General features: G+C 64.5%; 13 protein-coding genes. 11 read left to right on the top strand and 2 right to left on the bottom strand.

Annotated elements, in window-relative coordinates; translation table 11 throughout:
- Positions 1-36: 36 nt before the first annotated feature.
- Complete coding sequence (locus TU75_RS21010; protein WP_015371942.1) at positions 37-1,512, bottom strand: MFS transporter; 1,476 nt, start codon at positions 1,510-1,512, stop codon at positions 37-39.
- Between the two features lie 308 nt (positions 1,513-1,820).
- Between TU75_RS21010 and TU75_RS21005 the strand changes: the two genes are divergently transcribed.
- The 3 genes from TU75_RS21005 to TU75_RS20995 all read left to right on the top strand — a co-directional run bounded on the left by TU75_RS21005 (position 1,821) and on the right by TU75_RS20995 (position 6,114).
- Entirely contained in the window at positions 1,821-3,269 is a 1,449-nt protein-coding gene (locus TU75_RS21005; RefSeq protein WP_060550000.1) for an APC family permease, read from the top strand.
- A gap of 82 nt (positions 3,270-3,351) precedes the next feature.
- Positions 3,352-4,773, top strand: a complete 1,422-nt coding sequence (locus TU75_RS21000; RefSeq protein WP_015371944.1) for an aldehyde dehydrogenase family protein — start codon at positions 3,352-3,354, stop codon at positions 4,771-4,773.
- Positions 4,774-4,791: 18 nt separating this feature from the next.
- Entirely contained in the window at positions 4,792-6,114 is a 1,323-nt protein-coding gene (locus tag TU75_RS20995) for an alginate export family protein (protein ID WP_015371945.1), read from the top strand.
- Positions 6,115-6,122: 8 nt separating this feature from the next.
- Here TU75_RS20995 and TU75_RS20990 read toward each other — a convergent pair whose 3' ends face one another.
- Complete coding sequence (locus TU75_RS20990; RefSeq protein WP_060549999.1) at positions 6,123-6,887, bottom strand: IclR family transcriptional regulator; 765 nt, start codon at positions 6,885-6,887, stop codon at positions 6,123-6,125.
- 209 nt (positions 6,888-7,096) lie between these two features.
- Here TU75_RS20990 and TU75_RS20985 point away from each other — a divergent pair, with 209 nt between their 5' ends.
- The 8 genes from TU75_RS20985 (at position 7,097) to TU75_RS20950 (ending at position 15,569) form a co-directional block, all read left to right on the top strand.
- Positions 7,097-8,638, top strand: coding sequence for an acetolactate synthase large subunit (locus tag TU75_RS20985; RefSeq protein ID WP_060549998.1), 1,542 nt, complete (start codon positions 7,097-7,099; stop codon positions 8,636-8,638).
- Positions 8,639-8,649: 11 nt separating this feature from the next.
- Entirely contained in the window at positions 8,650-10,140 is a 1,491-nt protein-coding gene (locus TU75_RS20980; protein ID WP_060549997.1) for an aldehyde dehydrogenase family protein, read from the top strand.
- A 27-nt stretch (positions 10,141-10,167) separates the two neighbouring features.
- Positions 10,168-10,962, top strand: a complete 795-nt coding sequence (locus tag TU75_RS20975; protein ID WP_003234955.1) for an SDR family NAD(P)-dependent oxidoreductase — start codon at positions 10,168-10,170, stop codon at positions 10,960-10,962.
- A 12-nt stretch (positions 10,963-10,974) separates the two neighbouring features.
- Positions 10,975-12,015 carry a WD40/YVTN/BNR-like repeat-containing protein gene (locus TU75_RS20970; RefSeq protein ID WP_015371948.1) on the top strand — a complete coding sequence of 347 codons (1,041 nt, stop codon included), beginning with the start codon at positions 10,975-10,977 and terminating at the stop codon, positions 12,013-12,015.
- Positions 12,016-12,026: 11 nt separating this feature from the next.
- Positions 12,027-12,485, top strand: coding sequence for a VOC family protein (locus TU75_RS20965; RefSeq protein ID WP_003234957.1), 459 nt, complete (start codon positions 12,027-12,029; stop codon positions 12,483-12,485).
- Between the two features lie 15 nt (positions 12,486-12,500).
- Positions 12,501-13,103, top strand: coding sequence for an amino acid synthesis family protein (locus TU75_RS20960; protein ID WP_060549996.1), 603 nt, complete (start codon positions 12,501-12,503; stop codon positions 13,101-13,103).
- A gap of 61 nt (positions 13,104-13,164) precedes the next feature.
- Entirely contained in the window at positions 13,165-14,772 is a 1,608-nt protein-coding gene (locus TU75_RS20955) for a bifunctional 3-(3-hydroxy-phenyl)propionate/3-hydroxycinnamic acid hydroxylase (RefSeq protein ID WP_060549995.1), read from the top strand.
- Positions 14,769-15,569, top strand: coding sequence for a 2-keto-4-pentenoate hydratase (locus TU75_RS20950; protein WP_060549994.1), 801 nt, complete (start codon positions 14,769-14,771; stop codon positions 15,567-15,569). The genes TU75_RS20955 and TU75_RS20950 overlap by 4 nt, the downstream gene beginning before the upstream one ends.
- The last annotated feature ends 20 nt before the right edge of the window (positions 15,570-15,589 follow it).

Below are 15,589 nucleotides of genomic sequence, written 5' to 3'. Positions count from 1 at the left end.
TGGTTTCTTATTAGGTATGTCACTGCATCGGCCGAGTCAGCGCTGGCTGAACCTCACCAGCAGCGCTGCCACCAGCAACAGGGCTGCGAGCACCGCCAGCACGGCAATAAAACCTGCATCGAACGCGGCACGTGCCAGCCCCGTCAGCAGCGTAGCGTCGTCGCCCGGCAGCGTTGCGGCCACCAGCAGCGCATCGTCCAGGCTCTCGAACGTCAACGGGTTCAGGCCCAGCCTGGGTGGAATCGTCAGGCTCGTCGACCAGGCATACACCGCCGATAGCAGGCTGCCCGCCAGGGTTACCCCGGCGGCACCGCCCAGTTCAAAGGAGACTTCCTCGATGGACGCCGCCATGCCGGCCTTGTCGGTGGGCACGCTGAGCATGATGGTGCTGGAGGCCGCTGTGAGGGCCGCGCCCATGGCCATGCCCAACAGCGCCAGGCTGGCAATCTGCAGCGGCACCGCTGCGTTGCACAGCAACAGGTACGCCAACATCGCGGCGGCCGACAGCAGCAGGGTCCAGAACAGCATGCGCCGGCTGCCCAGGCGCGACAGGTAATAGCCGGCCACCGGCCCGGCAACGAAGGAGCCCAGTGGCAACGGCAGGATGAACAGCGCCGACGCCAGCGGCGACATGCCCAGCACCAGTTGCAGGCGCTGGCTGAACACCAGTTCCATGCCGATAAACGCCAGGGCCGAGGCGAGCGCTGCAATCACCGCATTTCTGAACAACGGCTCGGCGAACAGTGACAGCTCGAGCATCGGCTGCGCGGCACGGCGCTGGCGCCGGATGAACATCGCCAGAAACAACGTGCCCAGCAGTATCGCCACCAGCATGGCGGCGAAGGCGGGCGAGCGTTTGCCCAGCTCCTTGACGGCATAGGCGATGCTGATCAAGCCGATCATGACCTGCAACGAGCCCAGCCAGTCCCAGTGGCGCCGGGGATTGCCCGGATGCTCGGGAATCAGCGTCACTCCGAGCACCAAGGCCACCAGCACAATCGGCACGTTGATCAGAAACACCGAGCCCCACCAGAAATGCTCCAGCAGCAGGCCGCCGACCACCGGCCCCAGCGCCGCGCCGCCGGAGGCCACCGATGCCCAGATGCCAAACGCCATGGCCTGTTCGCGTTCGTCGTTGAACGTCAAACGGATCAGCGCCAGGGTGGCGGGCATCATCATTGCCGCGCCGACCGCGAGAAATCCCCGGGCGCCGATCAATACATTGGCTGATGGCGAGAAGGCCGCAATCAGCGAGAACACCCCGAACACGCTCAGCCCGCCGATGAACAGGCGTTTGTGCCCCAGGCGATCGCCCAGCGTGCCCATGCCCAGCAGCAGGCCGGCGGCGATCAATGCGTAGATATTGACGATCCACAGCTTCTGCGAAGCGCTGGCGCCGAGCTCGCGGGTCAGGGTGGGCAGCGCGGTGTATAACACCGTCATGTCGATGACGATCAGCAGCAAGGCGCTGGAAATAATCGCCAGGATCAACCAGCGACCCTTAGACGACATGGGACGGGCTCGATAATTGAATGGCCAACACGGGTAACTCCAGGTTCAGGCAGGCAAAGGGGGGCTGACCCTAGCATGCGCGGCGCCGAACCCGCACCGCTATCCCGAATCGGCCGGGAGTGCCGCGGCATTGACCTGTTTTGGGGCGCGGCCCGCGATGTTACCGATTTGGGATAGCGAGGTGCTCACGGCCGGGCATAGCATCGAAACCAGCGTGCAACCTCAACAATAAAAGCGCTACCCGGCACCGATAGCGCCTGGATCGGCGTCACCCCACAGCGACTGCCTCATACAATAAGGTCAACAACATGAGCGTATCTCTCCCGGTCAACAGCTCCACGGAGCTCAAGCGTGGCGCCCTGGGTGTCGGCTTCATCATTTTCTTCGTGATTTCGGCGGCAAGCCCCCTCAGCGTCATCGCCGGTGGCTTTCCCATCGGCATCATGCTGGGCAACGGTGCCGGCACCCCGGCATTGCTGATTCTGGCGTTGCTGGTGCTGTTGGCGTTTTCGGTGGGTTACACCACCATGTCGCGCCACGTCACCAACGCCGGCGGTTTCTACGCGTTCACCTCGCGTGGCCTGGGTGGCCTGGCCGGCGGCTCGGCGGCGGTGCTGGCGATGTTTGCCTACAACATTCTGCAGATCGCGCTGTATGGCATGTTCGGCGGCGTGGTCAGCGGCACCATGGAAAGTGTCGCGGGGGTAGTGTTGCCCTGGTGGTCTTATTCGCTGATGGCGATGGCCAGCATTGCGTTTCTCGGCTATCGCAAGATCGACCTGTCGGCCAAGGTGCTGTCGCTGGTGGTGGTCGCCGAGTATCTGGCCATCCTTATTCTCGATTTCGCCATTCTGAAGACCGGCGGTGACAGCGGTGTCAATCTCGACTCTTTCACCCATCAGCAGGTCTTCAGCGGTACGCCGTCCATTGGCCTGCTGTTTTGCTTCGCCGCGTTCATCGGTTTCGAGGCCACCACCATCTACGGCGAAGAAGCCAAAGACCCCAAGCGCACCATACCGATTGCCACCTACTGTTCGGTGCTGCTGATCGGCGCGTTCTACACGCTGTCGGTGTGGTCGATGATAGTGGGCGTGGGCGCCGACAAGATCGTGCCGCTGCTGCAAGCCATGCAGGACCCGACCACCCTGATCTACGGCATGTCCGACCACTTCGTCGGCCCGCACCTGACCCAGGTCATCCGCGTGCTGTTCATGGTCAGCATCTATGCCGGGCTGCTGGCGTTCCATAACGCGGCGGCGCGCTACTTCTACGCCATCGGCCGTGACGGCCTGCTGCACAGCCTGTTGGGCACCACCCACCGCGTGCACCAGAGCCCGCACATGGGCTCGGCCTTGCAGAGCCTGATCGCCGCGGTGGTGGTGCTGATCTTTGCTGCGATGGACGCCGATCCGATCCTGCAGTTGTTCGCCTGGTTCTCCAACCTGGCGACCCTGTGCGTGATTTTGCTGATGGCAATGACCTCGGTGGCCATCTGCGTGTATTTCCATCGCCATCCGGAACTCAAGGTCGGCCTGCTGCGCGGGCACATTTTGCCGGTGTTTTCGTGCGTGGCCCTGCTCTGCGTGCTGGTGCTGGCGGTGGCGCATTTCGATGTGCTCACCGGTGCCAGCCAGCTCCTGTCCTACAGCTTGTGTGCGGTGATCCCCGCCGCGCTGCTGGGCGGCCTCTACCTCGCCGCGCGCCTGCGCAAGGTGGCGCCGCAGCGCTTCCTGGCCCTGGGCAGCCACAAGCTCTAAGGCCTTGCTCGCGTCATCCCCTCTGTGAATTGATCGCCTGCCGGTGTTCGGCAGGCCTCATCTGCGTTAAAGGAAATTGCCCATGCACGCTTACAAGATGCTCATCAACGGTGTTCAGGTTGAAGGTGAAAACGGTCAGTTCGACGTGATCAATCCGGCCACCGGTAGCGCTTTCGCGCAATGCCCGGCCGGCTCGCTGGGCCAACTGGACGACGCGGTAGCCGCCGCCCAGGCCGCGTTCAAGACCTGGCGCCACAGCGCCCATGAACGGCGTTGCGAGCATTTGAATGCGATTGCCGATGACATCGAACAGGACGCCGACGCGCTGGCCCGACTGATCGTGCTGGAGCAGGGCAAACCGCTGGAACTGGCGTTTTCCGAGGTCATGGGCGCCGCCGCCTGGACGCGCTACGCCGCCGGGCAGGAAATCGCCGTGGAGCTGGTGGAAGAGACCCCGACCCAGCGCGTCGAGCTGCACCGCAAACCGCTGGGCGTGGTGGCGTCGATCACGCCGTGGAACTGGCCGTTCATGATTGCCGTGTGGCACATCATGCCGGCGCTGCGCGCGGGCAACTGCGTGATCAGCAAACCGTCGAGCCTGACGCCGCTGAGCACCCTGCGCCTGGTGGAGATCATCGCGCGGCACGTGCCCCACGGCGTGATCAACTGCGTGACCGGCGAGCAGGGGTTCGGCAGCGCGATCACCGCGCACCCGGGCATCCAGAAGATCGTGTTCACCGGTTCCACCGCCACCGGCCAGAGCGTGATGCGCGGCGCCGCCGGCAATCTCAAGCGCCTGACCCTGGAGCTGGGCGGCAACGACGCGGCAATCGTATTGCCCGGCACGCCGGTGCACGAGGTGGCCGAAGAGATCTTCCAGGCCGCCTTCCTCAACATGGGCCAGACCTGCGCCGCGCTCAAGCGCTTGTACGTTCACCAGTCCCAGTACCAGGCGTTCGCCGAGGCGCTGACGCAGATTGCCGAGCGCCAGGTGGTCGGTGACGGCCTGGAGCCGGGCGTCAATTTCGGCCCGGTGCAGAACCTCGATCAACTGGAACTGGTGCAGGCGCTGGTCGCCGATGCGCGGGCCCAGGGTGCACGGGTGTTGTGCGGCGGCGCACGGCTGGATCGGCCAGGGTTCTTTTACCCGCCGACGCTGGTCGCGGATGTCACCGATGGGCAGCGTCTGGTGGACGAAGAGCAGTTTGGCCCGGTATTGCCGCTGATCGCTTATGAGGATGTGGAAGACGTACTGCGCCGCGCAAATGCCGGCGACATGGGCCTGGGTGGCTCGGTCTGGGGACCGGACAGCGAGCAGGCGCAGGCCCTGGCCAGCCGCCTGGAAAGCGGCGTGGCGTGGGTCAACTGCCATGCGCGGATCCAGCCGAACACGCCATTCGGCGGCAGCAAGATGTCCGGCTTTGGCGTCGAATTCGGCCTTGAGGGACTGCTGGAGTTCACCGGCCAGCAATTGTTGTTCGTCAATAAACGCGCTGCTGAATAACCTCAAGGAGCTTCGACCATGCGTCATTCATCCCCTTCATTTCTCTGCGGCACGCTCGCCTGTAGCTTGACGCTCTGCGCCATCAGCCAGGCCCAGGCCTACGAGCTGTACAGCGACGACAGCCGGCACCTGAATGCCGACATGACCGCCGTGTTCGGCCTGTTCAACAGCCGCAAGAACTACGACGGCACGCCGGGCGGATCGAGCTGGCGCGAAGGCTATATCAAATATGGGCTGAGCGGCGACCAGGCGCTGGCGGGCAACGGCACCGCCTACGGCGCTTTCGCGCTGGTCAGCTCGGCGACCTGGGGCGAGGGCGACCCATCCGGCAATACCCTGGGCTCCGAGCGCACCACCAAGATCGAAGACGCGTACCTGGGCTGGCGCTCCGGCGACCTGTTCCCGGCCCTGGGCAAGGATGGCGTGGACATTTCCGGCGGGCGCCAGGTGGTCAAGCTTGGTAGTGGTTTTCTGATCAACGACGACGGGCCCAATCTGGGCAAGGGCCCGGCCAATGGCACGATGAACCGTGGCGGTGCGTATTACCTGGCCGCGCGGCATGCCTTCGATCAAACCGCGTTGCTGCGCCTGGGCGGCAAGGATGGCCTGCATGGCAGCCTGTTATGGCTCAAGTCCGACAACCGCGCCCAGGCAGAAACCGAAGTGGCCGCCGGCACCCTTGATTACACCGCCAAACCCGGCACCCTGGGCCTGACCTGGGTGCACGGCATCGATGTGAACGAGCGCTGGGCCAGTGATGCGCAGCGCCAGCGCAAGGGCATGAACGTGTACAGCGTGCGCGGTGAAGGCGATGCCGGCCTGCCCAACGTCAGCCTGGCGTTCGAATACGCCTGGCAGGACAAGGACAGCGGCCCCGAAAAAGCCTGGTACGGCGAAGCCGGCTACACCTTTGCCGACGTCGCCTGGACGCCGAAGGTCAGCTACCGCTACACCCGCTATTCGCAGAAATGGGATTCGCTGTTCACCGGCGTGAGCGGCGGCTACGGCACTTGGCTGCAGGGTGAAGTCGCCGGCAACTACACGGGGCCGTTCAACAGCAACACCCGCATCCAGCATGTGGCGCTCAAGGCCACGCCCCTGGAAAACCTGACCCTGGGCGCGCTGTACTTCGACTTCGACACCGTACGCAAAAGCAACGCGCTGAACCTCGATGCGCGCGAGCTGGATGTATATGCCGAATGGGCCGTCAACCCGCACCTGATCATCACGCCGCTGATCGGCCTCTATAAGCCCAAGCAGGACGCCACTACCGGCGGCAATCAGGTCGGCGGCAACGGCACCAACGTTTACAGCCAACTGACCGTCGCCGTGCCGTTCTAGCTATTGACTCAGGCGTCGGCTGCGCCTGACGGCGGCGGGTTGCGCAGGTTGTCGGCGATGCGCCGCGTGGTGTCCATCACCATTTCAATCACGGTCTCCTGACGCAGCAGCTTGAAGCTCTGGGTGCTGCCCACGGCCGACAGGCTGCCGATCACCTCGTCGATATCCGGCTGGATAATCGGCGCGGCGATACCGGTGAGGCCCAGGTTGAGTTCATCGTGGGTCATGCAGTAGCCGTCCTTGCGGATCTTTTTCGTGGCCTTGGCAAACCCCGCCCAGTCGTAGGGGCTGTCCGGGTCGCCAGCCAGGTGTTCGTCGAACAGGCGTTGCAGGCGACGGCCTTTCTGGAAGGCGATCAGCACCTTCGATTGCGCGCCGCGAAAGAATGGCAGCGGGTGCCCGCGCCCGAACGAGAAGTGGTAACTGTCGGTGGGTTCGGCGATGTAGGTGTTGATGATGCGCCCGTCGTAGAAAACGCTGGCGAACACGGCCAGGCCAGTCTGCGCCGACAGCTCATGCATCAGTTCGCGCCCCGCCAGGAGGATGGGGTCGTACTGGCGCATCATCCAGTCCAGCTCGATCACGCGGGGCCCCAGGCCGTAGTGGCCGGCGTCCACGCGGGTGAGCAGGCCGGCCTCGCACAGTTCCTTGACGTAGCGATACGCGGTGGCGCGCGACAGGCCCATGCGCTCGGCAATCGTGTCCGGGTCGATCTTCAACGTCGCCGGACCGAACAGGTCCAGCACACTCAGCAATTTACTCAGGCTGCTCATTTCGTTCCTAGAGAAGGGATGGCTCGCGGGTAAGCACTATAGGCGAAAACGCCAGGGATCCAAGGCGGGGGATCCCGCAGGTAATTGTAAGAGGGATTATTATTGCATAAATCTCAAATTAAGAGATAAAAAGTAAAAAACACTTGTTTGGTGTGTTTTTGTGTGTGATAAATCTCACCAAAGAAAACGCTCAAGCGAGAGGGCTGACAATGAATGGCGCGCAACTGATAGTGAATGCGGCAGCGGCAAGCGGTATCGAGTACTGCTTTGCCAACCCGGGCACCACCGAGATTCCACTGGTGGCGGCCATGGCCAGTGCACCTGCCCTCAAACCCGTGTTGTCGCTGTTCGAAGGCGTCTGCACCGGCGCCGCCGATGGCTATGGCCGCATCGCCGGCAAACCGGCCATGACCCTGACACACCTGGGCCCGGGCTTTGCCAACGGCATTGCCAACCTGCACAACGCACGGCGCGCCAATACCCCCATCGTCAACGTGATCGGCGACCACGCCTCGTGGCACGTCAATTACGATCCGCCGCTGGCCAGCGACATCCAGGCCCTGGCCGGCACGGTGTCCAGCTGGGTGCGCACTTCGCGCACCGCCTCCGGCATCGGCGAAGACCTGCAGGAAGCCATGCGCGCCGCCTGGCAAGCCAAGGGCCAGATCGCCAGCCTGATCCTGCCGATGGATCTGCAATCCAATCCGGTCACCCATCACGGCCAGTTCAGCCCACTGCTTGCACCGGTGCGACGCTTTGCCGGCGATCGCATCGAAGCGGTGGCCCAGGCCCTGCGCGATGGTCAGCGGCTGGTGTTTATCGTCGGCGACCAGGGCCTGTCGGTGGCCGGCCTGGAAGCGGCGGGGCGCCTGGCGCAGTTGCCTGGCGTGCGGCTGTTCGCCGAGACCTTCCCGCGCCTGAGCTACCGGGGCGGCGGCTTGCCCGACCTGGACCGCCTGCCGTACTTCCCGGAAGTGGCCATCGAGATTCTTGAGCAGTACGACAAGGTGGTGTGCGCCGGTGTCGTGGAGCCCATCAGTTATTTCGGCTACGAAGGCATCCCGTCGCGGCTGGCCGAGCGTGAGCGCCTGCTGTCGCTGGCCGAGGTCGGCGATGACGTGGCCGGTGCGCTCACCGCGCTGGCCGACGCGTTGAACGCGCCGGCCTATGTACCGACGCCGCAGGCTATCCAGCTGCCGCCGGGCGAGGCCGCTCTGAGCCCGCAGTCGGTGGGTCAGGTGTTGGCCGCCGCGCTGCCCCACGACTGCATTGTCTCGGTGGAAGGTGGCACCTGCGGCTATCCATTTTTCACCGCCTCAGCCGGCGCTGCGCGCCACCGCGTATTGACCAATACCGGCGGCGCCATCGGCCAGGGCATTCCGGTGGGGTTCGGCGCTGCACTGGCCGAGCGTGGCAACCGCGTGTTCTGCCTGCAATCGGACGGCAGCGCCCAGTACACCATCCAGACCCTGTGGAGCATCGCCCGCGAGCAACTGCCGGTGGTGATCCTGATTGCCGCCAACCACCGCTACGCGATCCTGCAGAACGAACTGCGCCGCTTCGGCATGACCGAACTCGACCCGCAGGCGCTCAAGCTGACCGTGCTCGACAGCCCGCGCATCGACTGGAAGGCCCTGGCCACCGGTTACGGCGTGCCGTCCTGCACCGTGCACACCAACGCCGAATTGCAACGGGCGCTGGCCAATGCCGCCGCCGACGCCGGGCCTTGCCTGATCGAAATGGCGCTGTGAAGGAGACGACCATGAGCACGTTCCACTTGTTACCTGCCGTTCAGGCATTCCTCGCCCAGCCCGGCCGCCTGTTTATCGGCGGCACCTGGCAGGACGCCGCCAGCGGTCGCCGTTTTGCCGTGGAAAACCCGGCCACCGAGCAGACCCTCACCGAAGTCGCCCAGGGCGATGAGCGCGATGTGAATGCGGCCGTGGCGGCCGCACGCGCCGCCTTTACCGGCACCTGGGCCTTGCAGTCACCGGCCCGGCGTGGCCTGTTGCTGTTGCACCTGGCCGACCTGCTGGACCAGCACCGCGAAGAGCTGGCGCAACTGATCACCCTGGAAAACGGCAAGCCCATCGCCAACGCGCGGGGTGAAGCGGCCAGCGCGGCAAACATCATTCGCTACTTCGCCGGCTGGCCGAGCAAGATCGAAGGCAGCACGCTGCCCGTATCGCCGGCCAGTGGCGCGCCGATGCTCAATTACACGCTGCGCGAGCCGGTGGGCGTGTGTGCGCTGATCGTGCCGTGGAACTTCCCGCTGACCATGTGCGTATGGAAGCTCGGTCCGGCGCTGGCCACCGGCTGCGTGGCGGTGCTCAAGCCCGCCGAGCAGACGCCGCTGGTGGCGATCCGCCTGGTGCAACTGATCGAAGCCGCGGGCTTCCCGGCGGGGGTGGTCAACCTGATCACCGGCCTGGGGGCCGACACCGGCGCGCCGCTGGCCCAGCACCCGGACGTGGACAAGATCGCCTTCACCGGCTCCACCCAGGTCGGTCGGCTGATTGCCCAGGCGGCCACCGGCAATATGAAAAAGGTCTCGCTGGAACTGGGCGGCAAGTCGCCGAACATCATCCTGCCCGACGCCGACATCGTGCGCGCCGCCAAGGGTGCCGCCGACGGCATTTTCTACAACCAGGGCCAGGTGTGCACCGCCGGTTCGCGCCTGTATGTGCACGCCAGCGTGCTCGACCAGGTGCTTGAAGAACTGCAGCGTCACGCCGCCGCCCATGTGCTCGGCAACGGGCTGGACCCGGCCAGCAGCATGGGCCCGCTGATGTCCGGCCGGCAGTTGGACACGGTCAAGGGCTACCTGCAGCGCGGCCAGGAAGAGGGCGCCGAGCTGGTGTGCGGCGGCGGTCGTCCCGCGCACCTGGAGCGCGGCCACTTCATTGAGCCGAGCATCTTTCTCGACCGCGCCGAGCGGGCCTGCGTGGCCCGCGAAGAAATCTTCGGCCCGGTGCTGACGGTGATGAGCTGGAGCGAAATCGACGACCTGGTGCTGCGCGCCAACGATTCGCCCTATGGCCTCGCCGCCGGCCTGTGGACCCGCGACCTGCGCTCGGCGCACCGAGTGGCCGCGCAGCTCAAGGCCGGCTCGGTGTGGATCAACTGCTGGAACGTGGTCGATCCGGCCTCGCCGTTTGGCGGCTACAAGCAATCCGGCTGGGGCCGGGAAATGGGCAAGCACGTAATCGACGCCTACACCGAGACCAAAAGCGTCTTTGTCGATCTGGCCTGAAACCAATAATCACAAGAGGAAATGGCAATGGATCTGGAATTGAAAGGCCGTGTGGCAATCGTCACCGGCGGCGGTATGGGCATTGGCAAGGAAGTCGCACGGTTTCTCTCCGAGGAAGGCTGCAAGGTGGTGATCTGCGCGCGGCGCATGGCGTTCCTGCAACTGGCTGCCGAAGAGATCACCGCACAGACCGGTAATGAAGTGCTGCCGTTGTTCTGTGACACCAACGACATGAAGGCCGTGTCCGAGATGGTCGATGCGGCGTACAAGCATTTCGGCCGTATCGACATCCTCGTCAACGGTGCTGCCGCGCCATCGGGCGTGGTGCGCAATGACATCGAACACGCGGGCGACGATGAGTTGCTGTCGGACCTCAACACCAAGGTGATCGGCTACTTCCGGTGCGCCAAGGCCGTGACCCCGCACATGAAGGCTGCCGGCTTCGGTCGCATCATCAACATCGGCGGTCTCACCGGGCGCAGCAGCAAAGTGCTCTCGGGCATGCGCAACCTGGCGATTGCCCACATGACCAAAACCCTTTCCGACCAGCTCGGCGCTTCGGGCATCACGGTCAACCTGATTCACCCTGGCGTGGTGGATACCCCGCATATCCAGGAGCTGTACGAGCGCGAAGCGGTCAAGCAAGGCAAGACCGCGCAACAGGTTGAACAGGCCTACATCGACGCGACACCGATTCGCCGCACCCTGGCACCGATTGAAATGGGCTGGCTGATCGGCTTCCTGGCGTCGCCGAAGGCTGGCGCGGTGACCGGTGAGTCCATCGGCATCGACGGTGGTTTGACCCGTGGCATCTATATCTGAGGAGCATCAGAGATGAGTAACGGCACCCTTTTAGTCGCCACTGTTGGCCAGGCGGTGATCCGCAGCGCCGACGATGGCAAGACCTGGCACCGCCTGGGCCTGGGGCAGGACCTGGAATTCGATGCGATCACTCGCTCATTGAGCGTGCACCCCGGCACGCCCGAGGTAATCTACGCCGGCACCGACATCGGCTTGTGCGTCAGCCATGACACCGGCGGGCACTGGCAGCAGGTCGATGCACCGTTCAACGGTGAAACCGTGTGGAAAGTGGCGGTGGACCCGCAGGACGCCCAGCGGATTTTCGTCGGCACCGGTGCGCCCTCGCGCGCCGTGCTGTGGCGCACCCTGGACGGCGGCGTGAGCTGGGACCGCGCGCCGGTGGAGATTCCGGAATTCTGCGACGGCGTCAGTCGCCCGCGCCTGCTGGCTTTCGCCTATGACCCCACCGACCGCAACCAGGTGTGGTTCGGCCTGGAGGAGGGTGGTCTGTTCCACTCCCGCGACGGCGGCGACAGCTGGACCCGCGTCGACGACCGCCTGCTGTGGGACTTCAACTCGGACATCCACAACATCGTGGTGCTGCCCAACCATGGCCATAAGGTCATCGTGGTGGTGTGCGTCAACGCGGTGTACCGCAGCGTCGATGAAGGCCTGACCTGGACCGGCATCGTCGGCCGCGAAGCCTTCGGCCTCTACTACCTGCGCGCCATGAACGCGCCGCCGGGCAGCGAGGACACGCTGTACCTGAGCATTTCCGACGGCACCCCCGGCACCACCAGCAAGGTGCTGATCTCGCGCGACGCCGCCGTCAGCTGGGAAGTGCTGCCGCTGCCACAGCAGCCCAATTCCTGTGTGTGGGCCATCGCCTTCAACCCGGCCGACCCGCGCCAGATCGTCGCCGGCACCAAGTACGGTCACCTGTTCACCTCCGACAACGGCGGCAACAGCTGGCAGAAGCACTGGCGCGAGTTCAGCGAGATATCCGATGTGCTGTGGACGCCGGCCGTGGCGCAGATCAAGGCAGGGCATCAATCCATCGTCAAACAACACTGAGGTATGCGGTGATGAAAGTCGAAATCCTTCGGACCCACTTATCGCTATTTGTGAGTGATCCTGATGTGTCGGCACGCTGGTACGCCGACATCCTGGGCATGCACGAAAGTGCCCGGGGCGAAAGCTGGGTCATGATGGCGTTTGGCACCAAGCATCACGACATCGCCTTGATTCGTGCAGAGCCCGGCGCCCATCAGGGCGGGCTGGGCCTGCAACACTACGGATTGGAAATCGACGGTGACATGACTACCTTGCGCCAGCTCTACGGCATGTTGCTGGAGAAGGGGGTGGAGGTGGTGAAAATTACCGATCATGAAATCGGCAACGGTCTGTATTTCAACGACCCCGATGGCAATCGCATGGAATTCTTTCTCGAGACCGAGCATGACGATGCGTGCGGCAAGGCCCGCTTCAAGGCAGCCGGTGCGCCGAGTCGCAATATCACGCTTGACCCCCTTGACCCGATTTGAACCGAGGTTCACCTGATGAAAACTGCAAATTTCGCCAGCTATCACATCCGCAAATGGTACAGCTTCGTCGAAGAAACCCTGGCCAATGAAACCGGCCAACTGGCCGATGGCGAGCCAGTGTTCAAATACGCCGTGGCCGCCGTGATCGCCAACCCCTATGCCGGCCGCTACAGTGAAGACCTTTCGCAATTGATCGAGCCGTCGCCGCTGCTGGGTGAAGAGTTCGGCCGACGCATCCTGGCACTTGCCGGTTCACGCCGGATTGAAAGCTATGGCAAGGCTATCCTGGTGGGCAGCGCCGGTGAGTACGAACACGGCAACGCGTTTCTGACCAACCCGGCGGCCGACCCGATTCGCGTGGCGATGGGCGGCGGCAAGTCGTGGGTGCCATCCACCGGCAAGCGCGGCGGTCCGGGCTCGACCATCGACGTGCCGCTGGCCCACAAGGACGCGCTGTATGTGCGTTCGCACTACGACAGTTTTTCCATCACGTTCGGTGACGGACCTTCGCCGGATGAGCTGGTGGTGATCTGGGCCTTCGCCACCCGCGGACGTCTGCATGCGCGGCTGGGCGGCCTGCGCGCCGAAGAGGTGAAGGGCCTTGACGGGCTGCACTGATAACGGTGCAGGCGTGAGCGCTGGCGTACCCCAACCACAACAAGAACAGCGGTGAATAGCGATGAAGCAGGAGAAGACCCAGGTTGTCATCGTCGGCGGTGGTCCCAACGGGATCACCGCCGCGCATTACATGGGGGTGTACGGCATCGACTGCGTGGTCCTCGAACTGGCCGACGGCATCCTGCCGTATCCCCGTGCCGTGGGCATGGACGACGAAGCATTGCGCGTGTTGCAGGGCATCGACATTGCGGACCTGGCGGTGCGCGACATGATCTGCGACGTGCCGCTGCGCTATTACAACGCGCGCGGCGTGTGCTTTGCCGAGGTCAAGCCGAGTACCGCGCATTACGGCTGGCCGATGCGCAACATTTTCATGCAGCAGTTGCTCGAAGGCACCCTGCGTGAACACCTCGGCCGTCACCCGGGTGTCGAACTGCGCGAGGGCCACGAACTGCTTGAGCTTGCCCAGGACGGGCAGGGCGTGACCCTGCAGGTGCGCGGCGCCGACGGCGAGGTCTATCAGTTGCAGGCTGACTATGTGATCGGTGCCGATGGCGGGCGTTCCACGGTGCGCAAACAACTGGGCATCGAACTGCTCGGGCTGACTCACCCGCGCAAATGGGTGGTGGTCGACACGGCCAACGACACCCTCGATGCGCCGTTCACCGCCTTGCATGCCGACCCGCAGCGGCCCTTCGTGTGCATCTACCTGCCTTACCAGCAACGACGCTGGGAATTCATGCTGATGGAGGGCGAAGACGAAGCGAAAATGTGCGAAGAGGCGACCATTCGCCGGCTGATCCACGGGCATATCGGCGATGCGGTCGACGACCTCGATATCATCCGCATTCGGGCCTACACCCACCACTCACGGGTCGCGGCGCGCTTTGTCGAAGGGCGCGTGGCGCTGGTCGGCGATGCAGCGCATATCTCCCCGCCGTGGGCCGGGCAGGGCCTCAACTCGGGCCTGCGCGACGTGGCCAACGTGGCGTGGAAACTCGCGGCGATCATCCAGGGCCGCGCGGCACCGTCGATCCTTGGCAGTTACGATCAGGAACGCCGTGGTCACGCGACCGAACTGGTGGCCCTGGCCGACAACATGGGCGCCGTCCTCGGTTTGACCAACCCGCTGATGGCCGGGGTGCGCGACTGGCTGTTCCAGGCAGTCAACAGCGTCGATAACCTGCGTTCGCACTTGCTGGAATTCAAGTTCAAACCCAAGGCCACCATCACCAGGGGCCTGGTCCACCATGAGCGCGCCGAATTGCGCGAGGACGACCTGGTCGGCCAGCTGTTTATCCAACCGTCCATCGAAGATGCCCAGGGTCAGCGCCGGCGCCTCGACGAAGTGCTTGGCAATGGCTACGCGGTGCTCGGCTATCGGCTGAACCCGCGTGAACACTTGAGCGATGCCATGGCCGAGTATTGGGCCGGGTGGAGCACGCGTTTCATTCAGGTCAACCGTTCACGCAGCGGTGTGGGGCGCAACCAGCCGCTGACCGCCAGCGACGCCTTGAGTGTGGAGGACGTGGATAACCGTCTGGGCGAATGGTTTTCTCGGGTGCGTGATTGCATCGTCGTGGTGCGTCCGGACCGTTTTGTCGCCGCCATCACCACGCCTGAGCGACTCGACGGTGTGTTGCGCAAACTGGCGGAGCAACTGTCATGAGCAACGTCAACGATGTGCTTGCGCACTTGCAGCAGGCCGGGCGCGCTGTCCAGGCCATTGCGCCGTTGCCGCCCGAGGCGCTCGACAAGCAGCAAGGCTATGCGCTGTTGCGCCAGGGCCTGGTGCGCCGCAGTGCAAACGGCGAGCGCTTGAGCGGCTGGAAAGTGGCGTTTGCCGGCCGCGCCGCGCAGGCGCGCTTTGGCCTGGATGAGCCGGTGTATGGCGCGCTCACCCAGGCCATGGCGGTGGCGCCGGGCAGCGCGGTGGCGTGCGAGCAGCTGATCCAGCCCAAGCTGGAGGTGGAACTGGCCCTCGTGTTCGGGGATACCCTGGCGCCGGGTGAGTACAGCGACGCGCAGATTCTGGCGGCGATTGCCGAGGTGGCGCCGGCGTTCGAGATCGCCGATTGCCGCTGGCAAGGCTGGCAGTTCGGGCTTGGTGCGTTTCTGGCCGATAACGCCGCCGCCGGCCTTTACTGCGTCGGAGCACGCGTACCGTTCGACCCGGCGCGACATGCCTGCGTGGCCTATCGCCTGGAGCACGGGGGCGTGTTGCTGGGCAGCGGCGATACCCAGGCGCGTGAGGACAGCCCGCTATTCAACCTGTGCTGGCTGGTGCGGCGTCTGCTGGCCGATGGTCACCCGGTTGAGGCCGGGCAGGTGGTGTTGTCCGGTGCGTTGCTGGCGCCGCTGGCGATAGAACCGGGAGCGTATCGTTTGCACATGCTTGGCACGGAACTGGCTTTGGATTTTCACGCCGGCATTGCGCCAACGTCCGCTGCCGCCAGGGATGACTGAGCCCTGCTTCAGGCCGCCGA

Origin of the sequence: Pseudomonas poae (genome assembly GCF_001439785.1) — a bacterium.
GTDB classification, from domain to species: domain Bacteria; phylum Pseudomonadota; class Gammaproteobacteria; order Pseudomonadales; family Pseudomonadaceae; genus Aquipseudomonas; species Aquipseudomonas poae.
This window is presented reverse-complemented; position numbering and strand designations above follow the sequence as displayed.

Bases quoted from the DNA above. Each gene is read 5' to 3' on its own strand.
- TU75_RS21010 (WP_015371942.1), bottom strand. From the start codon at position 1,512: ATGTCGTCTAAGGGTCGCTGGTTGATCCTGGCGATTATTTCCAGCGCC.
- TU75_RS21005 (WP_060550000.1), top strand. From the start codon at position 1,821: ATGAGCGTATCTCTCCCGGTCAACAGCTCCACGGAGCTCAAGCGTGGC.
- TU75_RS21000 (WP_015371944.1), top strand. From the start codon at position 3,352: ATGCACGCTTACAAGATGCTCATCAACGGTGTTCAGGTTGAAGGTGAA.
- TU75_RS20995 (WP_015371945.1), top strand. From the start codon at position 4,792: ATGCGTCATTCATCCCCTTCATTTCTCTGCGGCACGCTCGCCTGTAGC.
- TU75_RS20990 (WP_060549999.1), bottom strand. From the start codon at position 6,887: ATGAGCAGCCTGAGTAAATTGCTGAGTGTGCTGGACCTGTTCGGTCCG.
- TU75_RS20985 (WP_060549998.1), top strand. From the start codon at position 7,097: ATGAATGGCGCGCAACTGATAGTGAATGCGGCAGCGGCAAGCGGTATC.
- TU75_RS20980 (WP_060549997.1), top strand. From the start codon at position 8,650: ATGAGCACGTTCCACTTGTTACCTGCCGTTCAGGCATTCCTCGCCCAG.
- TU75_RS20975 (WP_003234955.1), top strand. From the start codon at position 10,168: ATGGATCTGGAATTGAAAGGCCGTGTGGCAATCGTCACCGGCGGCGGT.
- TU75_RS20970 (WP_015371948.1), top strand. From the start codon at position 10,975: ATGAGTAACGGCACCCTTTTAGTCGCCACTGTTGGCCAGGCGGTGATC.
- TU75_RS20965 (WP_003234957.1), top strand. From the start codon at position 12,027: ATGAAAGTCGAAATCCTTCGGACCCACTTATCGCTATTTGTGAGTGAT.
- TU75_RS20960 (WP_060549996.1), top strand. From the start codon at position 12,501: ATGAAAACTGCAAATTTCGCCAGCTATCACATCCGCAAATGGTACAGC.
- TU75_RS20955 (WP_060549995.1), top strand. From the start codon at position 13,165: ATGAAGCAGGAGAAGACCCAGGTTGTCATCGTCGGCGGTGGTCCCAAC.
- TU75_RS20950 (WP_060549994.1), top strand. From the start codon at position 14,769: ATGAGCAACGTCAACGATGTGCTTGCGCACTTGCAGCAGGCCGGGCGC.